This window comes from Streptomyces sp. NBC_00250 (genome assembly GCF_036192275.1).
In the GTDB taxonomy this organism is placed as follows: domain Bacteria; phylum Actinomycetota; class Actinomycetes; order Streptomycetales; family Streptomycetaceae; genus Streptomyces.
This window is the reverse complement of record NZ_CP108088.1, coordinates 2,117,668-2,137,064: the sequence shown is the minus strand read 5'-3', so window position 1 is coordinate 2,137,064 and position 19,397 is coordinate 2,117,668. Positions and strand designations below refer to the sequence as shown.

Genomic DNA, 19,397 nt, shown 5'->3' with positions numbered 1-19,397 from the left:
GGAACCGGACGAGTTCCTCACGGGGGGACACGGCGCCCGTGCCCGTGCCCGCGCACCTGCCCCTGCCCGTGCCCGTGCCCGCGTACGCGCTCCCGCCCGCGCCCGTGCCCACGCTCCCGCCGGTGCCCGTGCACGGCCGGATCTCGCCACAGACGCCCTGACGGAACACGCCGCCGACCGCGACCACCGGCGGCGCGCACCGCACTTGTCCTGAGCACGGCTCCCGTCACCGCCTAGTGTTGGCGCGTGCTTCTGGACGTCAACGCGACCTTCGGGGCCGTACTGGCCGTGCTGCTCTGCCTCGCCGCCGGAACGGTCGCGCTCGCCCGGCTCGGGCGCGCCCGTGACACGCTCGTCGCCGGAACCCGCGCCGCCGTCCAGCTCGTCGCCGTCTCCCTCGTCATCGGCTGGGTCGTCCGCTCGCTGCCGTTGCTGCTCTGCTTCCTGCTGCTGATGTACGCGGTGGCGGTCCGGACCGCCGGCCGACGCGTCGTCCCCGCGCCCGGCGGCGCGTGGCTGTGGGCTGCGGTCCCGATCGCCGCCGGTGTCGTACCTGTCGTCGTCGCGCTTCTGCTCACCGGGCTCGTACCGGTCCGGGGCATCACCCTCATCCCCGTCACCGGCATCCTCATCGGCGGCGCTCTCACCGTGACCGTACTCAGCGGGCGGCGTGCCCTCGACGAGCTCGCCACGAGGAAGGGCGAGGTGGAAGCGGGGCTCGCGCTCGGGCTCCAGGAACGGGAGGCTCGTCTGGAGGTGGCCCGCGAGGCCGCGTCGGACGCTCTGCTGCCGGGAATGGACCAGACCCGGACGGTCGGGCTCGTCACCCTTCCCGGTGCGTTCGTCGGCATGCTCCTGGGCGGCGCGTCACCCCTGCGGGCGGGCGCCGTACAGCTCTTCGTGCTGGTCGCCCTGCTGCTCGTCCAGGCGGTCGCCGTCGCCGTCACCCTGGAACTCGTGGCAAGGGGGCGGTTGCGGCGGGAGTGGGAGCCACGCAGCCGTGAGACGTGACGCCCCGGGGTTTCGGTAGCCGTCCGACCCGCCCGGGGTGCCGCTACGCCCGCATCGCCGGAGACCGCCGTCCGAGCGCCGAGATCAGGCGGGCGGCGGGTTGCGTCGCCAGGGACGCGATCGCCGCGATGCCGAAGGCCGCCGCGCCCCCGAGCGGCACGACGAGGACCGCGACCAGGAAGCAGAACGCGATGAATCCCCACAGACCCCGCAGCACCCCGGCCACGGTCGCCTCGGCGGCCACGCTTCCACCCTGCGCCAGCGCGAACACCGCGACCACGCTGGTCGCGATGGGGAACGGGGCCAGGACACCGGTCAGCTCGGGCCCGAGCCGTGCGGCCCCACCGGTCACGGCGAGCACCAGCAGACCCGTCACCACGCCCCGGGCCGGCAGGTCCCACCACGGCGGGACGAGGGCGGGCGAGGAAGCCGGGGCGGCACCGCGTCGAGGTCGGCCGCCTCCGGGGCTGCGCCCGTGAGCCGAGATCCGAGTGGCCCAGGCGGTCGCCGACACCGCCCCGCACAGCGCGAGGAGCGCCGGTATCTCCCGTACGGCGAGCACGGCATCGGCCGCCAGGCACGACGCCCAGCCGATCAGCAGCGCACAAGCCCACGCGGGCGCGATGCGGCTTCCGGCGAAGCGGCGTGCCGAGGCCTGGAAGACCACGAGGAACAGGGCAAGCGACACCAGGCCCAGCAAGGACGCCGAGGCGGCGTCGGCCGTGAACTCGCGACCGTGCTCGAGATGGGCGATGAAGAGGATGGGACCGGCGACGATCGGCAGGACCACCAGGGTTCCGGCCACCGAGGGCCCCCACCGTCGACCGGCCAGGGTCGAGGCCACGACCAGCGCCGGAGCGAGCACGAGCTTCAGGAGGAGTATCACCGGTGCATCCTGCCAGGGGAGGACCACCGGCGACGGCGCTGCCTGTGATCGGCCGCTCCCCGATCCGCGGCGACGGTCCGCCCCGGTCCGTCGGTGACACCTTGACGGAGATCCGAAGAGCCGTGTGAACGTCACGTCAGGAGGCCGCGCCAGCGGTCGGCCGACTCCAGCATGTCCTGGACGACCCGCTCCAGGAACGTTCCTCCCCTGGCCAGTCGCCGGCCCACGGGGGTGGTCGGCCCGAGCGTCTCCGCCGCGGTCATCGCGGCCCGCGCCGACTCGAGTGTCTGCCGTGAGCTGATCGCGATCGAGTGGTACCAGGCGTCGTCGTCGACCACGTAGATGTCGCGACGCCGCTGCGGGTCCCGCTCGCGCCGTACATATCCGTGCCGGACCAGGTAGTTCACGGCCACGGAGACGGAGGCCGGGCTGACCTTCAGCCGGCTGGTCAGTTCCGCCGCGGTGCGCCTGCCGTCCTCGGACAGCAACAGGTCGACGTGGACGCGCGCCGTCATCCTCGGCAGCCCCGATCTGACCGCCAGTTCGATGATCTCCTCCGCTGCGACGGTGACGCCCGGCGCTCCGGCCGTGTGCGCGGGTGCCGGAGCGTCACGCCGCGCTCGCCGGACCGTTGCCCGGTGCGCCTGTTGGGGCAGGTAGCCGCCGGGTCCGCCGTTGCGTCCGATCTCCCGGCTGATCGTCGAGGTCGACCGGTCGAGCCGCCTCGCGATCTCGGCGTAGGAGAGCCCGTCGGCGAGTCCGGCCGCGATGCGCGTGCGGTCCTGCTGGGTCAATCGTCCTCCTGGCATGCCGTCAGTATTGCCTTCGCCCTCATCCATTGCAACGGATCATTGCGTTCGAGGGCAGTGTCATTGCATCAATTCATGGCCTTTGAGCTGGGGAAACGCGTATCTGGTGATTGACGTTCACTCAGAACGCAACGTAGCTTTCGGTAAGCGTCAAACACGTGATGTCGCGAGATGAGGAATGGTCATGAGCGAATCCGTCCACACCGTCACGACGCTGCCGGCGGAGCGTCGGCCCGGCTGTCCCTTCGACCCTCCGTCGGAGCTGACCGACGCCCGCCGGCACGGCCCCATCAGCCGCTACACCCACCCCGGCGGCAGACCCGGTTGGCTGATCACCGGATACGACCTGGTCAGGTCGGTCCTCGCCGACTCGAGGTTCAGCTCGCGCAAAGACCTCCTGAACGTCGTCGACTTCGAGATCCCGCCGGCCCCGCCCGGCGAGTTCCTCCTCATGGACGAACCGGAGCACAGCCGCTACCGGAAGCCGCTGGTGGGCAAGTTCACCGCACGTCGCATGCGACTCCTCACCGAGCGCATCGAGCAGATCACCACCGACTGCCTCGACGCCATGGAGGAGACCGGGCCCACGGCGGACCTCGTGACCGCGTTCGCCAAGCCCATCCCCACCATCATCATCTGCGAACTGCTCGGGGTGCCCTACGAGGACCGGGAATCCTTCCAGGAGCAGATCGACAAGTTCATGAACGGGGAGACGAACGACGAGGACCTGATGGCGGCCTACACCGCGACCCAGGACTACCTCGCCCAACTGGTGGCCGCCAAGCGCGTGAACCCCACCGACGACGTGCTCAGCGAACTCACCGACAGCGACCTGACCGACGAGGAACTGCAGGGCATCGCCCTGATCCTGCTGGCCGCCGGGTTCGACACCACCGCGAACATGCTGTCCCTCGGCACGTTCGCGCTGCTGCGGCACCCGGAACAACTGGCCGAGCTGCGCGCCGATCCCGCGCTCATCGACCAGGCCGTGGAGGAGCTGCTGCGGTATCTGAGCGTCGCCAAGACGTTCATGCGGACGGCGCTGGTGGACGTCGAGGTGGGCGGCCAGATCGTCGAGGCCGGCACGACGGTCGTCCTGTCGTACAACACCGCCAACCGTGACCCCGAGCGCTTCACCGATCCCCAGGTGCTCGACCTCCACCGCCAGGACGGCGGTCACCTGGCCTTCGGCCACGGCGTCCACCTCTGTCTGGGTCAGCAGCTGGCCCGCATCGAGATGCGGATCGCGTTCTCCGCCCTGCTCGACCGCTTCCCCACGCTGCGCCTGGCCGTACCGGCCGAGGAAGTCGGCCTGCGCCCGGAGTCCGCGGACATCTACGGGGTGAAGAGCCTCCCGGTCACCTGGGACGTCTGACGGGACTTCGGCGCACCGTACGGGGTGCGTGAAGAGTGGGTCGAGGACCGTACGGACACCGACAAGAAGGCCGGCGGTCCGTCTCCTGGGCGGCTGCGCACCGTAGCCGCAGCCGAGCGGGCACGCGCGGCCCCTGCGTGGAGGCCGCGGGCCGACAGGGGACCCGCTCGGCGCGTGCGAAGGCGTGCCTGCCTAGTCGCAGAGGTGAGTGCCGATCTTGAGGAATGCCTGGAGGAGGGGGACCTGGGGGACGGCGGGGGAGACGATCTGGGAGGCGTAGTGGACGATCACCAGGTCGAGGGCGGGGGAGACGAAGAGGCGCTGGCCGTGGATGCCGCTGGCCATGAAGGAGCCGTAGGGGTCGTTCGGGATCCACCAGAGATCGTGGTACGAGAGCGTGGCGGGCGCCTCGGGAGGTGCGGCGGGGAAGCGCACGCGGTGGGGGTAGCCGTCCGGAACGCCGGAGACGATGGTGGAGGCGACGGCCTCCGGGACGATCTGGCGGTCACCGATCGCGCCGCCGCAGCGGACCATCTCGCCCAGCCGGGCCAGGTCGCGTGCGGTAGCGCTGAATCCACCGCAGGCGGCCTCGGCACCTTCGGAGTCGAGGAGGTAGTACGCGTCCTCCTCCGCACCGATGCGGGACCAGATCATCTCGGACAGCAGGGACGAGGTGGTTGTGCCGGTGACGCGGCGCAGGACCTCGGCGAGCGCCTCGACGTTGCCGTTCTCGTAGCGGAAGTCGATGCCCGGCTCGGCGGTCGCCCGGGCGGTGGCGAGGTGTTCGCGGATCGTGGCCGGCCCGGTGTAGCCGTAGGGGCGCAGTTGGGGGGCGAGGACGGCGAAGTAGCGCTGCGCTTCGAGAGCCTTGTCGTACGGGCGGCCCGCGTAGCTCATCTGCGTGCCCATGTGGAGGAGGTGGTCGACCTGGGCGTCTCCGAAGGCGGTACCGGCGAGCTCGGGGACGATCTTGGCGACCTGGGTGCCGCGGTCGAGCTGCCCTTCGTGGGCGAGGACCGCGGCGACGAGGCCGAGGTAGGACTTGGCGGCCGAGGCGTTGAAGTGCGGGACATGAGGCTCGTACCCGTGGAGGTACTCCTCGTGCACGAGCAGGCCGCGGTGCATGACCAGCAGGGCGTCGGTCTCGGCCCGGGCGAGCAGGTCCGTGAGTGTGACGTCCTGCCCCTGCGGGCCGGTGAAGGCGAGGCCGTCGAGGGCGCCGGCCGGCGCGGCGGGCAGCGTGGACGCGCCGCCGGAGCCCCGCCAGACACGGCGGCTCGGAACGAGTTCCCGACCCGAGGTCGTGTGGCGTCGAGCCCAGGACGGATCGGTGTATCCCCGCGCCCACACAAGATCCGCCAGTGAGGGAATGCCTGTCATGCGTCCGCTCCGCTCGTTCGGTCGTGCACCTATTGGGCTCGATACCGTACATGGTGTCTGGTAACTCGGCCAGGTTGTCAGGCGAGGAGCAGCGCGGGCGTGTGGTGCGGGGCGCGGTTCAGGGAGTGAGGTCGAGGGCTCCTGGGGCGTCGGACGGGGCCAGCCCGGTGGCCCAGACGCGACCGTAGACCGACAGGTCGCGCAGGTGTGCGGTGATCTCGGCGGCGCTGTAGCCGGTGTCGTTCTCGACCCACCAGGTGAGCAGGCCGATGAGTTCCCCGGTCCACGCCCGGGCGACGACGTCGAGGGGGATGCGCGGTGTCACCCCGAGCTGCTCGGTCCGCGCGCGGAACGCGGCCTCGGCGTGGGTGCGGATGAGGTCCGTGAACTCCCGTAGGGCCCGGCCGTCGCCCTCGCCCCGCAGGACGACCCGGTAGACGGGCTTCTCCTGTTCGGCGTGTTCGAAGATGTACTTCACCGGCAGTCCGGTGAACCCCTCCGCGTGCGCCTGCCGGACCGCCGGCAGGAGGCGGTCCCGGTCCTCGGCGAGGTCGCGGACGATGCCGACCAGGAGGTCCTCCTTGTCGCGGTAGTGCGCGTAGAAGGTGGCCCGGCCGACGTCGGCGTGCTCGGTGATCTCCTCGACGGTGATCGCGTGGAACCCCTTCTCCAGGACCAGTTCGACCAGGGCCTGGCGCAGTGCGGCCCGTGTCCTGCGGACGCGGCGATCTCCCGCGGGCTTCATGTCCACTTCGTTTCCTTCTCGTCCGGACCGTTGACCTGACCCTAACGCTGCCTTTACGTTGCCGCACACCAAGCTTGCTACTGGACACATTGTTCGGAAACTCTGGAGGTGCGATGAACTTCGGGCGCTACGTACGCCGGACTGCCGGCCATCAACCCGGCGCGGAGGCGGTGGTCTGCGGACCCGTGCGGCTGACGTACGCGGAACTCGACGACCACAGCGACCGGCTCGCCACGGCCCTGCGCGCCCTCGGCCTGAACCGGGGAGACCGTGTGGCGACCCTCGCCGGCAACCGCGCGGAACTGGTCGTCACGGAAGTGGCCCTCTACAAGGCCGGCCTGGCCCGGGCGCCGATCAACGCCAGGCTCGGCACCACCGAGGTGGCCCACCTCCTCGCCGAGTCCGACGCGCGCGTGCTGCTGACGGACGCCGCCCACCTGGACACCGCCCGCGCCGCGGTGCCCGGCACAGGGGTGAAGACCGTCCTCGGCTACGACGGCCCGAGCGATCTCGGCCCGGGCTACGCCGAGACCCTCGCGGGCACCGAGCCGGAACCCGTCGAGACCGAGTGCGACGAGGACGACATCGCCGTCCTGCACTTCACCTCGGGTTCCACCGGCAAGCTCAAGGCGGCGGTCCAGACGTACGGCAACCGGCTCGCCCTGATGCGCAAGTCCGTGATGAGCGCCGACACCCGGGTGGGCCCCGGTGACCGGCAGATCCTGGCCGGGCCGGTCACCCACGCCTCGGGCATGCCGCTGATGGGCATCTTCTTCGCCGGCGGCTGTGCGATCGTGCTGCCCCGCTGGGACGCCGAGGAGTTCCTCGCCACCGTCCAGCGTGAGCGCGCCACCCATGCCTTCGTCGTGCCGACGATGGTCAACACCGTCCTCGCGCTGCCGAACGCCCGCGACTACGACCTCTCCACCCTGCGCCAGCTGATCTACGGCGCCGCGCCGATGTCACCGGCCAGGATCAGGGCCGCCTGGGACCTCTTCGGGCCCGTCCTCTCCCAGGGATACGGGTGCGGCGAGACGACGTCCGGCGTGCTGTTCCTCTCCACGGAGGACCACCGGCGGGCGATCGCGGGCGAGGACGAGGAGCTGCTGCTGTCCTGCGGCCGGCCGCTCGCCGAGGCCGAGGTCGCCATCGTCGACGACGACGGACAGCCCGTCGCCGACGGGGAGATCGGGGAGATCGCCGTCCGCGGCCCCGACGTCGTCCCCGGCTACCACAACGAGCCGGGCCTCACGGCGGAGACCTTCCACGACGGCTGGTTCCTCACCGGCGACCTCGCCCGCCGTCGCGCGGACGGCTACGTCTTCATCGTCGACCGCAAGAAGGACATGATCGTCTCCGGCGGCTTCAACATCTACGCCGTCGAGGTCGAAGCGGTCCTGCACCAGCACCCCGCTGTGTACGAGGCCGCCGTCGTCGGCGTCCCCGACGAACAGTGGGGCGAAGCCGTCAAGGCGGTCGTCGTGACACGCGACGGCGCCACCCTCGCCGAGAGCGACCTCATCGACTTCTGCGCCGAGCACCTGGCCCGCATGAAGAAGCCCCGCTCGGTCGACTTCGCCACCGCCCTCCCCCACAACCCCAACGGCAAGATCGACCGCCGCGCCATCCGCGACCGCTACTGGGCGGGCGCCGAGCGCCGCGTCAACTGAACAGGACCCCGGCATGCCCTTCACCCTCGAACCCTCCTACGACGACGACCCGCGCCTCCAGGACCTCGTCGTACGCCTCCGCGCCTACCTGGCCGACGAGCTCATCCCGTACGAGCGCGAACACGGCATCACCGCGGAGACCAAGCTCGACCGCACCACCCTCGAACACGTCTGGAAGCGCAGCGCGGAACTCGGCTTCTACGGCATCAGCCTGCCCCCCGAGCTCGGCGGCCAGGGTCTGAGCTTCTACGAACTGTGCGCACTCAAGGAGGAGTTGACCGCCTCCGGCGCCGCTCTCTCCCACTCGGTGCTCGGCGACATGGGCGGCCCGCTGCGTGTCGGCGCGATCGTGAAGTACGCCACCGAGGAACAGCGGGAGCGCTATCTGATGCCCGTCGTCCGGGGCGAGCGGGCGTGCTGCTTCTCCATCACGGAGGAGGACGCGGGCTCCGACGTACGCCGCATGACGACCACCGCCACCCCGCACGGGGACACCTATGTCCTCAACGGCAAGAAGGTGTTCAGCTCCGCCGCACCCTTCGCGGACTTCGCGATCGTCGTCGCCCGCATGGCCGGCACCGAGGAGTCGTACAGCGCGTTCCTCGTCGACCTGGACACCCCCGGCTGTCACGTCCTCGACGGCGAAGTCCCCATGTCCGGCCAGCAGATGGAGGGCGACCTCGTCTTCGACGACTGCCGGATCCCCGCCGCGAACCTCCTCGGGGAGATCGGCCAGGGCCTGCGCATCGGCATCGGCCGCATCACCCTCAACCGCCTCCTGCACTGCCCGTCCCTCATCGGCGCCGCCCGCCGGGCCTGGGACCTTTCGGTGGAGTACGCGATGAACCGCGTCGTCTTCGGCCAGCCGCTCCTCGCCCATCAGGCCATCCACCACAAGATCGCCGAGATGGCCACCGAGATCTACGCCGCCCGCGCGATGGTGATGACCACCGCCGCGAAGGCCGACCGCGGCGACAACGTCTCCGTCGAGGCCAACATGTGCAAGCTCTTCACCTCCGAGGCGACCTTCCGGGTCGCCGACCAGGCCGTCCAGATCCACGGCAAGGCCGGCCTGACCCGCGGCCACGAGGTGGAGCAGATCTTCCGCAGCCTGCGGATGTTCCGGATCGTCACCGGAACCACCGAGATCCACAAGAACGCCATCGCCAAGGGCCTTTTCTGACCGACCCCTTGGCTCCCAGGGCGGTGCCGCGGGCCCCCGCTTCGGCGAGCGGGCCCGCGGCGACGGGGGACGACCGCCCACCCGTACGACCCCCTGCTCCACCCGCACCCGCAGGAGTCGCCCCATGGCACCCCGTACCGCCACACAGCCCCGGCCCGTCGCCGCCCCAGCACCCGACCGCCGCAGAGCCTGGCTGATCACGGCGATGATCGTGGCCTTCATGGTCATCAACTTCGCCGACAAGTCGGTCCTCGGCCTCGCCGCCGTTCCGATCATGGAAGAACTCGACCTCAGCAACAGCACCTACGGCCTGATCTCCAGCTCTTTCTTCTTCCTGTTCAGCGTCTCCGGACTCCTCGTCGGATTTCTCTCCACCCGGATCTCCAGCCGGGTCCTGCTGTTCGTCATGACCGTGGTGTGGGCCGTGGCCCAGCTCCCGGTCCTCGTGGTGGCCTCGGTCCCCACCCTGATGGCCGGCCGCATCCTGCTCGGTGCCGCCGAGGGACCGGCGGCATCCATGTCGATGCACGCCCTGTACAAGTGGTTTCCCCCGGAGCGCCGCGCCCTGCCCTCGGCCCTCCAGATCGGCGGCGCGGCCCTGGGCACGCTGATCGCGGCACCCCTGGTCACCTGGCTGATCGACGGCTTCGGCTGGCGCTCGGCCTACGCCGTCCTCGCGGTCGTCAGCGCCTGCTGGGCGGTGCTGTGGTGGCGCGTGGGCCACGACGGCCCGTACGACCACAAGCACACGGCCACCGGATCCAGCGGGCTCCGGCTGCCGTACCGCAAGATCCTGCTGACCGGCACCGTACTCGGCAGCATCGCCAGCGCCTTCGGAGCGGCGTGGGCACTGTCCCTCAGCCACGCCTGGCTGCCCGCCTATCTCAGGACGCAGCTGGACATGTCGGCGGCGGCCTCCGCGACCGCCATCAGCGTCATCTCCGGCTTCGGACTGGTGCTGCTCCTGTCGGTGTCCCCGTTCGTCGACGCGCTGAAATCCCGTGGCGTGAGCAGCCGTTGGTCCAGCGGCGCGGCACAGAGCATCGCCGTGTGCGTGGCCGGGTGCGCGATGGCGACGTTCCCGTTCGTCGACCCGACCGGTCCGCGGCTCGTGCTGATCGGGCTGGCCTTCGGCGGCATCGCGATCGCCATTCCCCTCCACTACATGACGACCGCCGAGATCGTCCCTCCTGCCCAGCGCGGCGCCGTCTTCGGCATCGTCGCGGGTATCGGAACCCTGCCGGGTCTCGTGGCGCCGTTCCTGACCGGCCACCTCATCGACGCGGCCGACACCCAGGCCGCCGGCTACACCACCGCCTTCCTCGTCGCCGGAGCCGTGATGCTCATGGCCGGCGCCTTCGCCCTGGCGGCCATCCACCCGGAGCGGGATGCTCGACGGCTGGGGATCGACGCCGGGCCCCAGCCCTGAAGCGCCACGTGGGACCTCTGGGCTCAGGCGGAAACGGCCGCAGGTTCCTGGCGCGCTTCGCCCGCCGAGCGCGCGGCGAGGTAGCGCTCGGTGTCGAGGGCCGCGGCACAGCCGCCGGCTGCGGCGGTGACGGCCTGGCGGTAGGTGTGGTCGACGACGTCGCCGGCGGCGAAGACGCCGGGGATGGTGGTGCGGGTGGAGGGCGCCTCCACCTTGATGTCGCCGGTCAGGTCGACGGCGATGATGTCGTCGTCGATCATCTCGGCGTCGAAGCGTTCGGCCTGGGCCCGCATGTCGTCCATGAGGTCGGGGCCGTCGATGCCGGTGGGGAAGCCGGGGAAGTTCTCGACCTCGGTCGTGGTGGTCAGGGAGCCGCCGACGAAGATCGAGCTGCCGAAGAGCACCGGCTTGAGCTGGGCGCGGGCGGTGTAGAGGGCGGCGGTGTATCCGGCGGGGCCGGAGCCTATGACGATGACCTCGCGGATGTCGTCGGTGACGGGCTCGGTCACTTCGGTTACGCCTCCTGCTTCGCGTCGATCTCGGCGATGAGGCCCTCGATGAGGACCTTGATCTCGTCGCGGATGGGACGGACGGCCTCGACACCCTGGCCGGCCGGGTCTTCGAGGGCCCAGTCCAGGTACTTCTTGCCGGGGAAGATCGGGCAGGCGTCGCCGCAGCCCATGGTGATGACGTAGTCCGACGCCTGGACGGCCTCGGTGGTGAGGACCTTCGGCTTCTGGTCGGAGATGTCGACGCCGACCTCGGCCATGGCCTCGACGGCGGCCGGGTTGACCTGGTCGCCCGGGATCGAGCCGGCGGAGCGGACCTCGATGCGGTCGCCGGCCAGGTGGTTGAAGAATCCGGCGGCCATCTGGGAGCGGCCGGCGTTGTGGACGCAGACGAAGAGCACGGAGGCGAGCGGAGCGGTCATCGGTTCTTCCTTGGGCCGGGACGGAGCGTGGTGCGGGGACGGGAAGCTTCAGGCGCTGGGCAGGGTGTCCAGCAGGGCGGTGATGCGGGCGTCGATGGCGTCGCGGAGGGAACGCACGACCGCGATCGGGGCGCCGTCGGGGTCCGGGACCGGCCGGTCCAGGTAGCGGTGGCCGGGCACCACGGGGCAGGCGTCGCCGCAGCCCATTGGTGATCACGATGTCGGCGGCCTGGACGACCTCGTCCGTCAGCGGCTTGGGGTGGACCTCGTCGAGCGCGACGTCGGCCTCGGCGAGGGCCTGGAGCACGTGAGGGTCTACGCCGGCCGCGAGACGTTCGTCGGGAAGGACCGGGTACGACGACTCGGCCATGGCGGGAACCCCCTGGGTTCAAAAGAGGTCATCCCAGGCTGGTATCAGCCCCGGGTGATGTGACAGTATCAGCACATGATGACGTCAGTCGATACTGATCTGATCCGGGTTCTGGGTGATCCCCTGCGCCTCCAGATCGTGACCCTGCTCGCCCGCGAGACGCTGTGCACCACCCACCTCGTGGAGGAGACCGGTGCCAAGCAGACCAACCTCTCCAACCATCTGAGAGTGCTGCGCGAGGCGGGAGTGGTGGAGACCGAGCCGTGCGGCAGGTTCACCTACTACCGGCTCAAGCCGGACGTCATCGAGCAGCTCGCCGGGCAGTTCGCCGCCCTTGCGCAGACCGCGCGCCTGACCGCAGAGGCGAACTTCAAGCGCTCCTGCCCCTGATCCTGCCCCTGTGCCTCACCTGCCGAGGAGTACCCGCCCGTGACCGCCACCGAGCCCGCTGCGAGCGCCGCCATAGCCACCAACACGTCGCCGCAGCCCGCACCCGGCGCCACCCCGCCCCGTACTCCGCTGGTCGCCCGCGCCGCCGCGGAACTCGTCGGCACCGCCGCCCTGGTCGCGATCGTCGTAGGGTCCGGCATCCAAGCGACCGACCTCACCGACGACGTGGCGCTGCAGCTCCTGGCCAACTCCACCGCCACCGTCTTCGGGCTCGGCGTGCTGATCGCTCTCCTCGGGCCGGTGTCGGGGGCGCACTTCAACCCGGTTGTCACCCTGGCCGAGTGGTGGACCGCCCGACGCGGAGGCGCGGGGGTGAACGCCCGAGAGCTCGCCGTCTACGTCCCTTCCCAGATCGTCGGCGCGATCGCGGGTGCCGTGCTCGCGGATGCGATGTTCGGCGAGCCGCTGGTGAAGTGGTCGACGCACGATCGCTCCGCCGGGAACCTGCTCCTCGGCGAGGTCGTGGCCACCGCCGGCCTGATCCTGCTGATCTTCGGCCTGGCCCGTACCGACCGACTCCGCTTCGCGCCCGTGGCCGTCGCCTCGTACATCGGCGCGGCCTACTGGTTCACCTCGTCGACCTCGTTCGCGAACCCGGCGGTGACCATCGGCCGCGCGTTCACCGACACCTTCGCAGGCATCGCCCCCGGCTCCGTCCCGGCGTTCATCGGCATGCAGCTGATCGGCGCGGCCGTGGGCCTGGCTCTGGCCGCGGTGATCTTCATGCGCGGCAGGGCGGACGCGGAGTGACCCCGGTCGTGGACGTGGTGGTGATCGGCGGCGGCCAGTCCGGGCTCGCCGCCGGCTACCACCTGCGGCGCCTCGGCCTCGACTTCGTCATCCTCGACGCCCAAGCCGAGCCGGGCGGTGCCTGGCAGCACACCTGGGACTCCCTGCACCTGTTCTCCCCAGCCGCTTTCTCCTCGCTGCCGGGAAGGCTCATGCCGCCGCAGCCGGGGGAGACGTACCCGGATGCCGCCCACGTCGTCTCCTACCTGACCGACTACGAGCAACGGTACGAACTCCCCGTCCATCGGCCCGTACGCGTCACCGCCGTCCACCGAGACGGCGAGCTCCTGCACGTCGACACCGACTCCGGAACGTGGCGGGCGCGGGCGGTCATCAGCGCCACCGGCACATGGGCGCGGCCCTTCGTCCCCGCGGTCCCCGGGCGTACGGAGTTCCAGGGCACCCAGCTCCACACCGTGGAGTACCGCTGCCCGCGCGACTTCGCGGGACAGCGGGTGATCGTGGTCGGGGGCGGCAACTCCGGCGCCCAGATCGCCGCCGACCTCGCGCACGACACCGAGCTGACCTGGGTCACCTTGCGCGAACCCCGTTACCTCGCCGACGACATCGACGGCCGCGCCCTCTTCGACCACGCCACCGCCCGCCGCCGCGCCCTCGACGAAGGCCGCACGGACACCGGCGGCGTCACCTCCCTCGGCGACATCGTCGCCGTCCCGCCCGTCCGCGCCGCCCGCGACGCGGGCATGCTCAAGGCCCAGCCGATGTTCGACCGGATCACGCCCACCGGGGTCGTCTGGGCCGACGGCATGACCTCGGAGGCGGACGCGATCATCTGGTGCACCGGCTTCCGCCCCGCCCTCGCCCACCTCGCCCCACTCGGATTGCGCGGGCCCCGCGGCCACATCCCCACGGCCGGCACCCGGGCGATCGGGGAACCCCGCCTCCACCTCCTCGGCTACGGCGACTGGACCGGCCCCGCCTCCGCCACCCTCATCGGCGTCGGCCGCCCGGCACGCGAGGCGGCACGGCAGATCGCGGATCTGCTGAGCTGACACTCCCGTGCCGAGGCCGGTCGGCTCAGCGTGCGACGTTCGCGATGTCCACGCAGCGGGCCAGGACGCCGAACGCCGCCAGTTGCTCCAGGGCCTCATGCTCGGGCAGCTCCGGCAGACCGTCCTCGTGGCCCCCACGGATGCATCGTCGCCGTACTGAGCTGGGCAGCGTCGTCCCCCAGGCGCTCGCGGATCTCCGCATCACGCTGGAGAGCCGCGTCGGCACGCTGAGCGGCCTCCCGGTGTCGGCACCAGCGGTTGGTCGTCTCGTTGCGGTCGGACGGAACCTCGGTCTTCCAGTGCGGCAGCACCCGGTCGAGAATCCTCTCCACGACATGGGCGCTCGCCACGACGCCATCATCCACACACCCACTGACACTGAAACCCGCCTTGCAGGCGTCCGTCAGGAGATGGTGAGGCTGCGCCGCTCGACCAGCACGACGTCACGCCAGACGCCATGCTGGCGGCCGATACGCTCGCGGGTGCCGATCACCCGGAACCCGGCGCGCTCGTGCACGGCCAGGCTCGCGGCGTTCTCCGGGAAGATCCCGGACTGGACGGTCCAGATCCCGGCCGCCTCGGTGGAGTCGATGAGCGCCGTGAGCAGGGTGGAAGCGATGCCACGGCCCCGCGCGTCGGGGTGGACGTAAACGGAGTGTTCGACGACGCCGGCGTACGCACACCGGTCGGAGACCCTGGTGACGGCGACCCAGCCGAGCACGCGCCCGGTCTCGTCGAGGGCGGCGAAGCGGTGCTCGGGCAGCTTGGCCGTGTCGAACTGCTCCCAGGTGGGAGCCGTGGTCTCGAACGTGGCGTTGCCCTCGTCGATGCCCGCCTGGTAGATCGCGACGACCTCGTCGGCGTGTGCGGCAGCCAGGGGCACGACGACGACGGTCGCTGCGGTCACGCGGCAGCCGCCTTGGTGAGGAGCGCGCCCATGGCGGCGAGGACGGTGGGCTCCACGCGGTAGTAGACCCAGGTGCCGCGCCGTTCGGAGGAGAGCAACCCCGCCTCCTTCAGCTTCTTCAGGTGATGGGAGACCGTCGGCTGCGAGACCCCGACGTCGGAGATGTCGCAGACGCACGCCTCGCCGCCCTCATGCGAGGCGACCGCCGAGAACAGGCGCAGCCGGACCGGATCGCCGAGGGCCTTGAACATCTTCGCGGTCCGCTCGGCCTCCTCGGCGGTCAGCGGGCGCTCGGTGAGGGGCGGGCAGCAGGGGGCGACCTCAGGCTCGATGAGCGGCAGCGCGGTGACATTCGACATGCATCTATGTTGACACACGTCGAACCAGGAGCCCAAGGGGTGCTCCGGGCTCTCCATTTCGATGAGTGTCTATGTTGACGAGTATCGATTCAAGTGCCATGCTGGCGGCGCAAGGGATCGACAGATGTCGAAACAAAGGGGAATCGTCGTGAACACCGCCGCCACCGACCAACTGCCCGTCGTGGTCATCGGGGCCGGGCCCGCCGGCCTGGCCGCCGCCGCCCACCTCGTCGAGCGCGGCCTCGAACCGCTGGTCCTGGAGGCCGGACCGGCGGCCGGCGCGGCGGTACGCGAGTGGGCACACGTCCGTCTCTTCTCCACGTGGGGAGAGGTCACCGACCCGGCCGCCGAGAAGCTCCTGGCCCCCACCGGATGGGTGAAGCCCGACGCGAAGACCTACCCGTCGGGCGGCGACTGGGCGGCTCATTACCTTCAGCCGCTCGCCGACGTCCTCGGTGACCGCGTCCGCACCGGCGCCACGGTCACGGGCGTCTCCCGCGCCGGCCGCGACCGCATCGTCGACGCCGACCGCGAGGCCCAGCCGTTCGTCGTCCACGTCACCTGTGCCGACGGGCGCGAGGAGCGGCTGTTCGCCCGCGCGGTGATCGACGCCTCCGGCACGTGGTCCACCCCGAGCCCGGCAGGAGCGTCCGGCCTGCCCGCACTCGGGGAGAAGGCCGCCGCCGACCGCGTCACCTACCGCGTCCCCGACCTCGAGGACCCGTCCGTCCGAGCCCGATACGCGGGCAAGCGCACCGCCGTCATCGGCTCCGGCGCCTCCGCCTTCACCGCCCTCGCCTCCCTCGCCGAGCTGGCCAAGGCACAGGACGGCGCGGGGGCGAAGGCCGTGTGGATCCTGCGCCGGGGCATCTCCGGCTCCACCTTCGGCGGCGGTACGGCCGACCAGCTCCCCGCCCGCGGCGCACTGGGTCTTGCCGCGAAGGCGGCGGTGGACGAGGGCCACGCCGACGCCGTGACCGGCTTCCGTACGGAGGCGATCGAGCGCGACGGGGACCGCCTGGTCCTCATGGCCGAGGACGGCCGCCGGCTCGACCCGGTCGACGAGGTCATCGTCCTCACGGGCTTCCGTCCCGACCTCTCGTTCATCTCCGAGCTCCGCCTCGGTCTCGACGGCCGCCTCCAGGCCCCGGTCGACCTCGCCCCGCTGATCGACCCCAACCAGCACTCCTGCGGCACCGTCTACCCGCACGGCGTGAAGGAGCTCTCCCACCCTGAGGAGGGCGTCTACCTGGTCGGCATGAAGTCCTACGGCCGCGCCCCGACCTTCCTCGCCCTCACCGGCTACGAGCAGGTCCGTTCTGTCGTCGCCGCCATCGCGGGCGACCGGGAGTCGGCCGAGCGCGTCGAGCTCGTCCTCCCGGAGACCGGAGTCTGCGGCGGCGCCGGCCTCTTCGACCAGCCGGACACGGAGCAGCCGGCGGACGGCGGAGGCTGCTGCGCCCCCACCCCGGCGCTCATCCAGCTCGGCACCGCGACCTCGGCTCCTTCCTGCGGCTCGTGACCGACCTCGACACCCGCACGGGCGGGGCCGCGACCGGGACGGGGGTCCGGTCGCGGCCCCGCGCCGTGCTTCCCGCGCTCTGCGCCACGCAGATCACCGGATGGGGAATCGTCTACTACGCCTTCCCTGTCCTGAACCCCCAGATCACCGCCGCCACCGGTTGGTCCGCAGGCGTCACGATGGCGGCGTTCTCGCTCGCCCTGGTGGTCTCCGGCATCGCCGGAATCCGCGTCGGCAGGATCATCGACCACCGCGGCCCCCGCACGGTCATGACAGCAGGATCCGTGGGAGGAACCGTGAGCATGGTGATCGTGGCCCTGGCGCCGAACCTGCCGGTGTTCTTCGCCGGCTGGCTCCTGGCCGGGTTCGCCATGGCCGCCACCTTCTACCAGCCCGCCTTCGCCGCCCTCACCCGATGGTTCGCCCCGGACCACGTCCGCGCCCTCACCGTCGTGACCCTCGCCGGCGGCCTCGCCTCCACCGTCTTCGCCCCGCTCACCGCCGTCCTCGCAGACCATCTGACCTGGCGCACCACCTATCTCGTGCTCGCCGCGATCCTCGCCGCCGTCACGATCCCCGCCCATGCCCTTGCGCTACGAGCCCCCTGGCCGCCGGCCCCGCCCACACCCACCGACACGGACTCAACACCCCAGGAGGTCGTCCGCAGCAGGCCGTTCCTCCTGCTCTCGGTCGCGTTCACCCTCTCGGCGTTCGCGATGTACGCCGTGGTCGTCACCCTCGTGCCGCTCCTCGTCGAACGCGGCTACACCACCGCCCAAGCCGCCTGGGCCCTCGGCCTCGGCGGTGCCGGCCAGACCCTCGGCCGTACCCTCTACGCCCCGCTCGCCCGCCACACCTGCACCACCACCCGCACGGTGGTCCTCGTCGCTCTCGGCGGGCTGACCACGGCAGCCCTCGCCATCACCCCCGGCCCCCATGGCCTGTTGATCGCTGTCTCCATCGCGGCCGGCATGGTCCGGGGCAACCTCACCCTTCTCCAGGCCACCGCCATCACCGACCGCTGGGGCGTACAGCACTACGGCAAGCTCTCGGGAATCCTCAGCGCCCCCGCCATGACGGCGTCAGCGCTCGCACCCTTCGCCGCAGCCCTCCTTGCCCCGCCGTTGGGCGGCTATCCGAACCTCTTCGCCGTGCTCGCGGGTCTGGCAGGAGCTGCGGCGCTTGTCTCTCTCGGCTCGTCCGTCCGCCACGCGAGGCAAGGGGCGGCCTCTCGGCCGGCGATCTGAAATGCCGCTTCGCGGAACGTGTTGCGCACGACAGTGAGCGGCTCACGGTCGCGGGGTGAAGTGGAGCTTGTCGGTGAGAAGCACGGCCCAGCGGCTCGAAGGTCAAGCCCACCAGGCGGACGGGCGCGCCAACCAGGACAAGGATTCACGATTCTCTGAATTCAGGGATCGATGTACTGTCTGGGGTGTGCTGACCGTTGCCTCTGACATCGACGTGCTGGCCCGCTTCGGACGCGCGCTCGCCGACCCGATCCGCTGCCGCATCCTGCTCGCCCTGCGCCAGGCGCCGGCCTACCCGGCCGACCTCGCCGACGCGCTCGGCGTCTCCCGGACCCGGCTGTCCAACCACCTGGCCTGCCTACGTGACTGCGGCCTCGTCGTCACCGTGCCCGAGGGGCGCCGCACCCGCTACGAGCTCGCCGACGAACGCCTCGGTCACGCCCTGGACCACCTGCTGGCCGCGGTGGTCGCAGTCGAGTCCGACCAGACCTGCCCGGATGCCGCAACGAAGGACTGCTGCTGATGACCGCGATATCCCTCGGGCCGTCGCCGTCGCCGTCGCCGTCGCCGTCGCCGTCGCCGTCGCCGTCGCGCCGCGACGCGCTCGCCCGCCGAATACGGCTGCTGGTCGCCGCGACGATCACCTACAACGTCATCGAGGCGGTCGTCGCCATCACCGCGGGCACGATGGCCTCGTCCACGGCGCTGGTCGGCTTCGGGCTGGACTCCGTGATCGAGGTGTCCTCCGCCATGGCGGTCGCCTGGCAGTTCTCCGCCCGCGACCACGCAGTGCGCGAGGCCAGGGAGAAGGCCACTCTGCGGATCATCGCGGTGTCCTTCTTCGCCCTCGCTGCCTACGTCACCTTCGACGCCGTCCGCGCGTTGGCCGGCACCGGCGAGGTCGAGCGGTCCGTCCCCGGCATCGTCATCGCCGCCCTGTCGCTGGCGATCATGCCGTTCCTGTCCGCGGCCCAGCGCCGGGCGGGCCGTGAACTCGGCTCCGCCAGCGCAGTCGCCGACTCCAAGCAGACCCTGTTGTGCACATACCTCTCTGCTGTCCTCCTGGTCGGCCTGGTCCTCAACGCCACCCTCGGATGGTCCTGGGCCGACCCCATCGCCGCCCTGGTCATAGCCGCCGCCGCCGTCAAGGAAGGCCGCGACGCCTGGCAGGGCAAGGGCTGCTGCGCGCCCACCGCCGGCACCCCGTTCCCGGTCGAGACCGCACAACCTGAGGCGGACGCATGCGGCTGCAAGCCGGGCTGCACCTGCTGCTCGTGAACATCTCGTTGCCACTGCGCCCTCCCGCAGCCCGCTCCGCCGA

The 19,397-nt window shown here is 71.2% G+C and carries 22 protein-coding genes and 1 pseudogene; 13 read left to right on the top strand and 10 right to left on the bottom strand.

Translation table 11 applies throughout. The annotated features are described in order from the left end of the window. Positions 1-246: 246 nt before the first annotated feature. Entirely contained in the window at positions 247-1,011 is a 765-nt protein-coding gene (locus OG259_RS09625) for an ABC transporter permease (protein ID WP_328941882.1), read from the top strand. Positions 1,012-1,054: 43 nt separating this feature from the next. Here OG259_RS09625 and OG259_RS09620 read toward each other — a convergent pair whose 3' ends face one another. Both OG259_RS09620 and OG259_RS41760 read right to left on the bottom strand, forming a co-directional pair. Next, on the bottom strand, positions 1,055-1,897 hold the full coding sequence (locus OG259_RS09620) for a hypothetical protein (protein ID WP_328941881.1): 843 nt from the start codon (positions 1,895-1,897) through the stop codon (positions 1,055-1,057). A 131-nt stretch (positions 1,898-2,028) separates the two neighbouring features. After that, entirely contained in the window at positions 2,029-2,706 is a 678-nt protein-coding gene (locus tag OG259_RS41760) for a helix-turn-helix domain-containing protein (RefSeq protein ID WP_443051940.1), read from the bottom strand. Positions 2,707-2,890: 184 nt separating this feature from the next. Between OG259_RS41760 and OG259_RS09605 the strand changes: the two genes are divergently transcribed. Continuing rightward, positions 2,891-4,081, top strand: a complete 1,191-nt coding sequence (locus tag OG259_RS09605; protein ID WP_328941880.1) for a cytochrome P450 — start codon at positions 2,891-2,893, stop codon at positions 4,079-4,081. 192 nt (positions 4,082-4,273) lie between these two features. Here OG259_RS09605 and OG259_RS09600 read toward each other — a convergent pair whose 3' ends face one another. Beyond that, positions 4,274-5,461 carry a serine hydrolase domain-containing protein gene (locus tag OG259_RS09600; protein ID WP_328941879.1) on the bottom strand — a complete coding sequence of 396 codons (1,188 nt, stop codon included), beginning with the start codon at positions 5,459-5,461 and terminating at the stop codon, positions 4,274-4,276. 118 nt (positions 5,462-5,579) lie between these two features. Continuing rightward, positions 5,580-6,206 (bottom strand): TetR/AcrR family transcriptional regulator, encoded by a 627-nt coding sequence (locus OG259_RS09595; protein ID WP_443051939.1) that lies wholly within the window; start codon positions 6,204-6,206, stop codon positions 5,580-5,582. 113 nt (positions 6,207-6,319) lie between these two features. Between OG259_RS09595 and OG259_RS09590 the strand changes: the two genes are divergently transcribed. The 3 genes from OG259_RS09590 (at position 6,320) to OG259_RS09580 (ending at position 10,488) form a co-directional block, all read left to right on the top strand. After that, positions 6,320-7,876 (top strand): acyl-CoA synthetase, encoded by a 1,557-nt coding sequence (locus OG259_RS09590; RefSeq protein ID WP_328941877.1) that lies wholly within the window; start codon positions 6,320-6,322, stop codon positions 7,874-7,876. 13 nt (positions 7,877-7,889) lie between these two features. Beyond that, the gene (locus OG259_RS09585) at positions 7,890-9,059 is read left to right on the top strand and encodes an acyl-CoA dehydrogenase family protein (protein WP_328941876.1); all 1,170 of its coding nucleotides are present in this window, start codon (positions 7,890-7,892) and stop codon (positions 9,057-9,059) included. A 124-nt stretch (positions 9,060-9,183) separates the two neighbouring features. Continuing rightward, entirely contained in the window at positions 9,184-10,488 is a 1,305-nt protein-coding gene (locus OG259_RS09580) for an MFS transporter (RefSeq protein WP_328941875.1), read from the top strand. A 188-nt stretch (positions 10,489-10,676) separates the two neighbouring features. On the opposite strand, the pseudogene OG259_RS09575 reads toward OG259_RS09580, so the two are convergent. The 3 genes and pseudogenes from OG259_RS09575 to OG259_RS09565 form a co-directional block, all read right to left on the bottom strand. Further along, positions 10,677-10,997 (bottom strand): annotated as a pseudogene (locus tag OG259_RS09575) (NAD(P)/FAD-dependent oxidoreductase); the annotation flags it as partial. A gap of 5 nt (positions 10,998-11,002) precedes the next feature. Beyond that, the gene (locus OG259_RS09570; RefSeq protein WP_328941873.1) at positions 11,003-11,419 is read right to left on the bottom strand and encodes an arsenate reductase ArsC; all 417 of its coding nucleotides are present in this window, start codon (positions 11,417-11,419) and stop codon (positions 11,003-11,005) included. Between the two features lie 48 nt (positions 11,420-11,467). After that, positions 11,468-11,626, bottom strand: coding sequence for a hypothetical protein (locus tag OG259_RS09565; protein ID WP_328941872.1), 159 nt, complete (start codon positions 11,624-11,626; stop codon positions 11,468-11,470). Positions 11,627-11,678: 52 nt separating this feature from the next. On the opposite strand from OG259_RS09565, the gene OG259_RS09560 reads away from it, so the two are divergent. From OG259_RS09560 to OG259_RS09545, 4 genes are read left to right on the top strand one after another with little or no spacing between them, the layout of a single operon-like run. After that, complete coding sequence (locus OG259_RS09560; RefSeq protein ID WP_328941871.1) at positions 11,679-11,852, top strand: hypothetical protein; 174 nt, start codon at positions 11,679-11,681, stop codon at positions 11,850-11,852. A gap of 12 nt (positions 11,853-11,864) precedes the next feature. Further along, entirely contained in the window at positions 11,865-12,179 is a 315-nt protein-coding gene (locus OG259_RS09555; RefSeq protein ID WP_030842180.1) for an ArsR/SmtB family transcription factor, read from the top strand. A 39-nt stretch (positions 12,180-12,218) separates the two neighbouring features. Continuing rightward, the gene (locus OG259_RS09550) at positions 12,219-12,989 is read left to right on the top strand and encodes an aquaporin (RefSeq protein ID WP_328941870.1); all 771 of its coding nucleotides are present in this window, start codon (positions 12,219-12,221) and stop codon (positions 12,987-12,989) included. Continuing rightward, positions 12,986-14,041, top strand: a complete 1,056-nt coding sequence (locus OG259_RS09545; RefSeq protein WP_328941869.1) for an ArsO family NAD(P)H-dependent flavin-containing monooxygenase — start codon at positions 12,986-12,988, stop codon at positions 14,039-14,041. The genes OG259_RS09550 and OG259_RS09545 overlap by 4 nt, the downstream gene beginning before the upstream one ends. A gap of 25 nt (positions 14,042-14,066) precedes the next feature. On the opposite strand, the gene OG259_RS09540 is transcribed toward OG259_RS09545, so the two are convergent. The 3 genes from OG259_RS09540 to OG259_RS09530 form a co-directional block, all read right to left on the bottom strand. Next, positions 14,067-14,267, bottom strand: coding sequence for a hypothetical protein (locus tag OG259_RS09540; RefSeq protein WP_328941868.1), 201 nt, complete (start codon positions 14,265-14,267; stop codon positions 14,067-14,069). A 177-nt stretch (positions 14,268-14,444) separates the two neighbouring features. After that, the gene (locus tag OG259_RS09535; RefSeq protein WP_328941867.1) at positions 14,445-14,948 is read right to left on the bottom strand and encodes a GNAT family N-acetyltransferase; all 504 of its coding nucleotides are present in this window, start codon (positions 14,946-14,948) and stop codon (positions 14,445-14,447) included. Continuing rightward, on the bottom strand, positions 14,945-15,307 hold the full coding sequence (locus OG259_RS09530; protein ID WP_328941866.1) for an ArsR/SmtB family transcription factor: 363 nt from the start codon (positions 15,305-15,307) through the stop codon (positions 14,945-14,947). The genes OG259_RS09535 and OG259_RS09530 overlap by 4 nt, the downstream gene beginning before the upstream one ends. A 148-nt stretch (positions 15,308-15,455) precedes the next feature. Between OG259_RS09530 and OG259_RS09525 the strand changes: the two genes are divergently transcribed. The 4 genes from OG259_RS09525 to OG259_RS09510 all read left to right on the top strand — a co-directional run bounded on the left by OG259_RS09525 (position 15,456) and on the right by OG259_RS09510 (position 19,354). Beyond that, complete coding sequence (locus OG259_RS09525; protein WP_328941865.1) at positions 15,456-16,829, top strand: FAD-dependent oxidoreductase; 1,374 nt, start codon at positions 15,456-15,458, stop codon at positions 16,827-16,829. Next, a complete protein-coding gene (locus OG259_RS09520; protein ID WP_328941864.1) occupies positions 16,826-18,076 on the top strand; it encodes an MFS transporter in 1,251 nt (416 codons plus the stop codon). The genes OG259_RS09525 and OG259_RS09520 overlap by 4 nt, the downstream gene beginning before the upstream one ends. A gap of 187 nt (positions 18,077-18,263) precedes the next feature. Then, complete coding sequence (locus tag OG259_RS09515; RefSeq protein ID WP_328941863.1) at positions 18,264-18,599, top strand: ArsR/SmtB family transcription factor; 336 nt, start codon at positions 18,264-18,266, stop codon at positions 18,597-18,599. Beyond that, a complete protein-coding gene (locus tag OG259_RS09510; RefSeq protein WP_328941862.1) occupies positions 18,599-19,354 on the top strand; it encodes a cation transporter in 756 nt (251 codons plus the stop codon). Before OG259_RS09515 ends, OG259_RS09510 begins: the two co-directional genes overlap by 1 nt. Positions 19,355-19,397 lie beyond the last annotated feature (43 nt).

Coding starts and splice junctions, on each gene's coding strand:
- OG259_RS41760 (WP_443051940.1), bottom strand. CDS start 2,706: ATGCCAGGAGGACGATTGACCCAGCAGGACCGCACGCGCATCGCGGCC.
- OG259_RS09590 (WP_328941877.1), top strand. CDS start 6,320: ATGAACTTCGGGCGCTACGTACGCCGGACTGCCGGCCATCAACCCGGC.
- OG259_RS09555 (WP_030842180.1), top strand. CDS start 11,865: ATGATGACGTCAGTCGATACTGATCTGATCCGGGTTCTGGGTGATCCC.
- OG259_RS09530 (WP_328941866.1), bottom strand. CDS start 15,307: ATGTCGAATGTCACCGCGCTGCCGCTCATCGAGCCTGAGGTCGCCCCC.
- OG259_RS09570 (WP_328941873.1), bottom strand. CDS start 11,419: ATGACCGCTCCGCTCGCCTCCGTGCTCTTCGTCTGCGTCCACAACGCC.
- OG259_RS09565 (WP_328941872.1), bottom strand. CDS start 11,626: ATGGGCTGCGGCGACGCCTGCCCCGTGGTGCCCGGCCACCGCTACCTG.
- OG259_RS09510 (WP_328941862.1), top strand. CDS start 18,599: ATGACCGCGATATCCCTCGGGCCGTCGCCGTCGCCGTCGCCGTCGCCG.
- OG259_RS09605 (WP_328941880.1), top strand. CDS start 2,891: ATGAGCGAATCCGTCCACACCGTCACGACGCTGCCGGCGGAGCGTCGG.
- OG259_RS09585 (WP_328941876.1), top strand. CDS start 7,890: ATGCCCTTCACCCTCGAACCCTCCTACGACGACGACCCGCGCCTCCAG.
- OG259_RS09595 (WP_443051939.1), bottom strand. CDS start 6,206: ATGAAGCCCGCGGGAGATCGCCGCGTCCGCAGGACACGGGCCGCACTG.
- OG259_RS09600 (WP_328941879.1), bottom strand. CDS start 5,461: ATGACAGGCATTCCCTCACTGGCGGATCTTGTGTGGGCGCGGGGATAC.
- OG259_RS09580 (WP_328941875.1), top strand. CDS start 9,184: ATGGCACCCCGTACCGCCACACAGCCCCGGCCCGTCGCCGCCCCAGCA.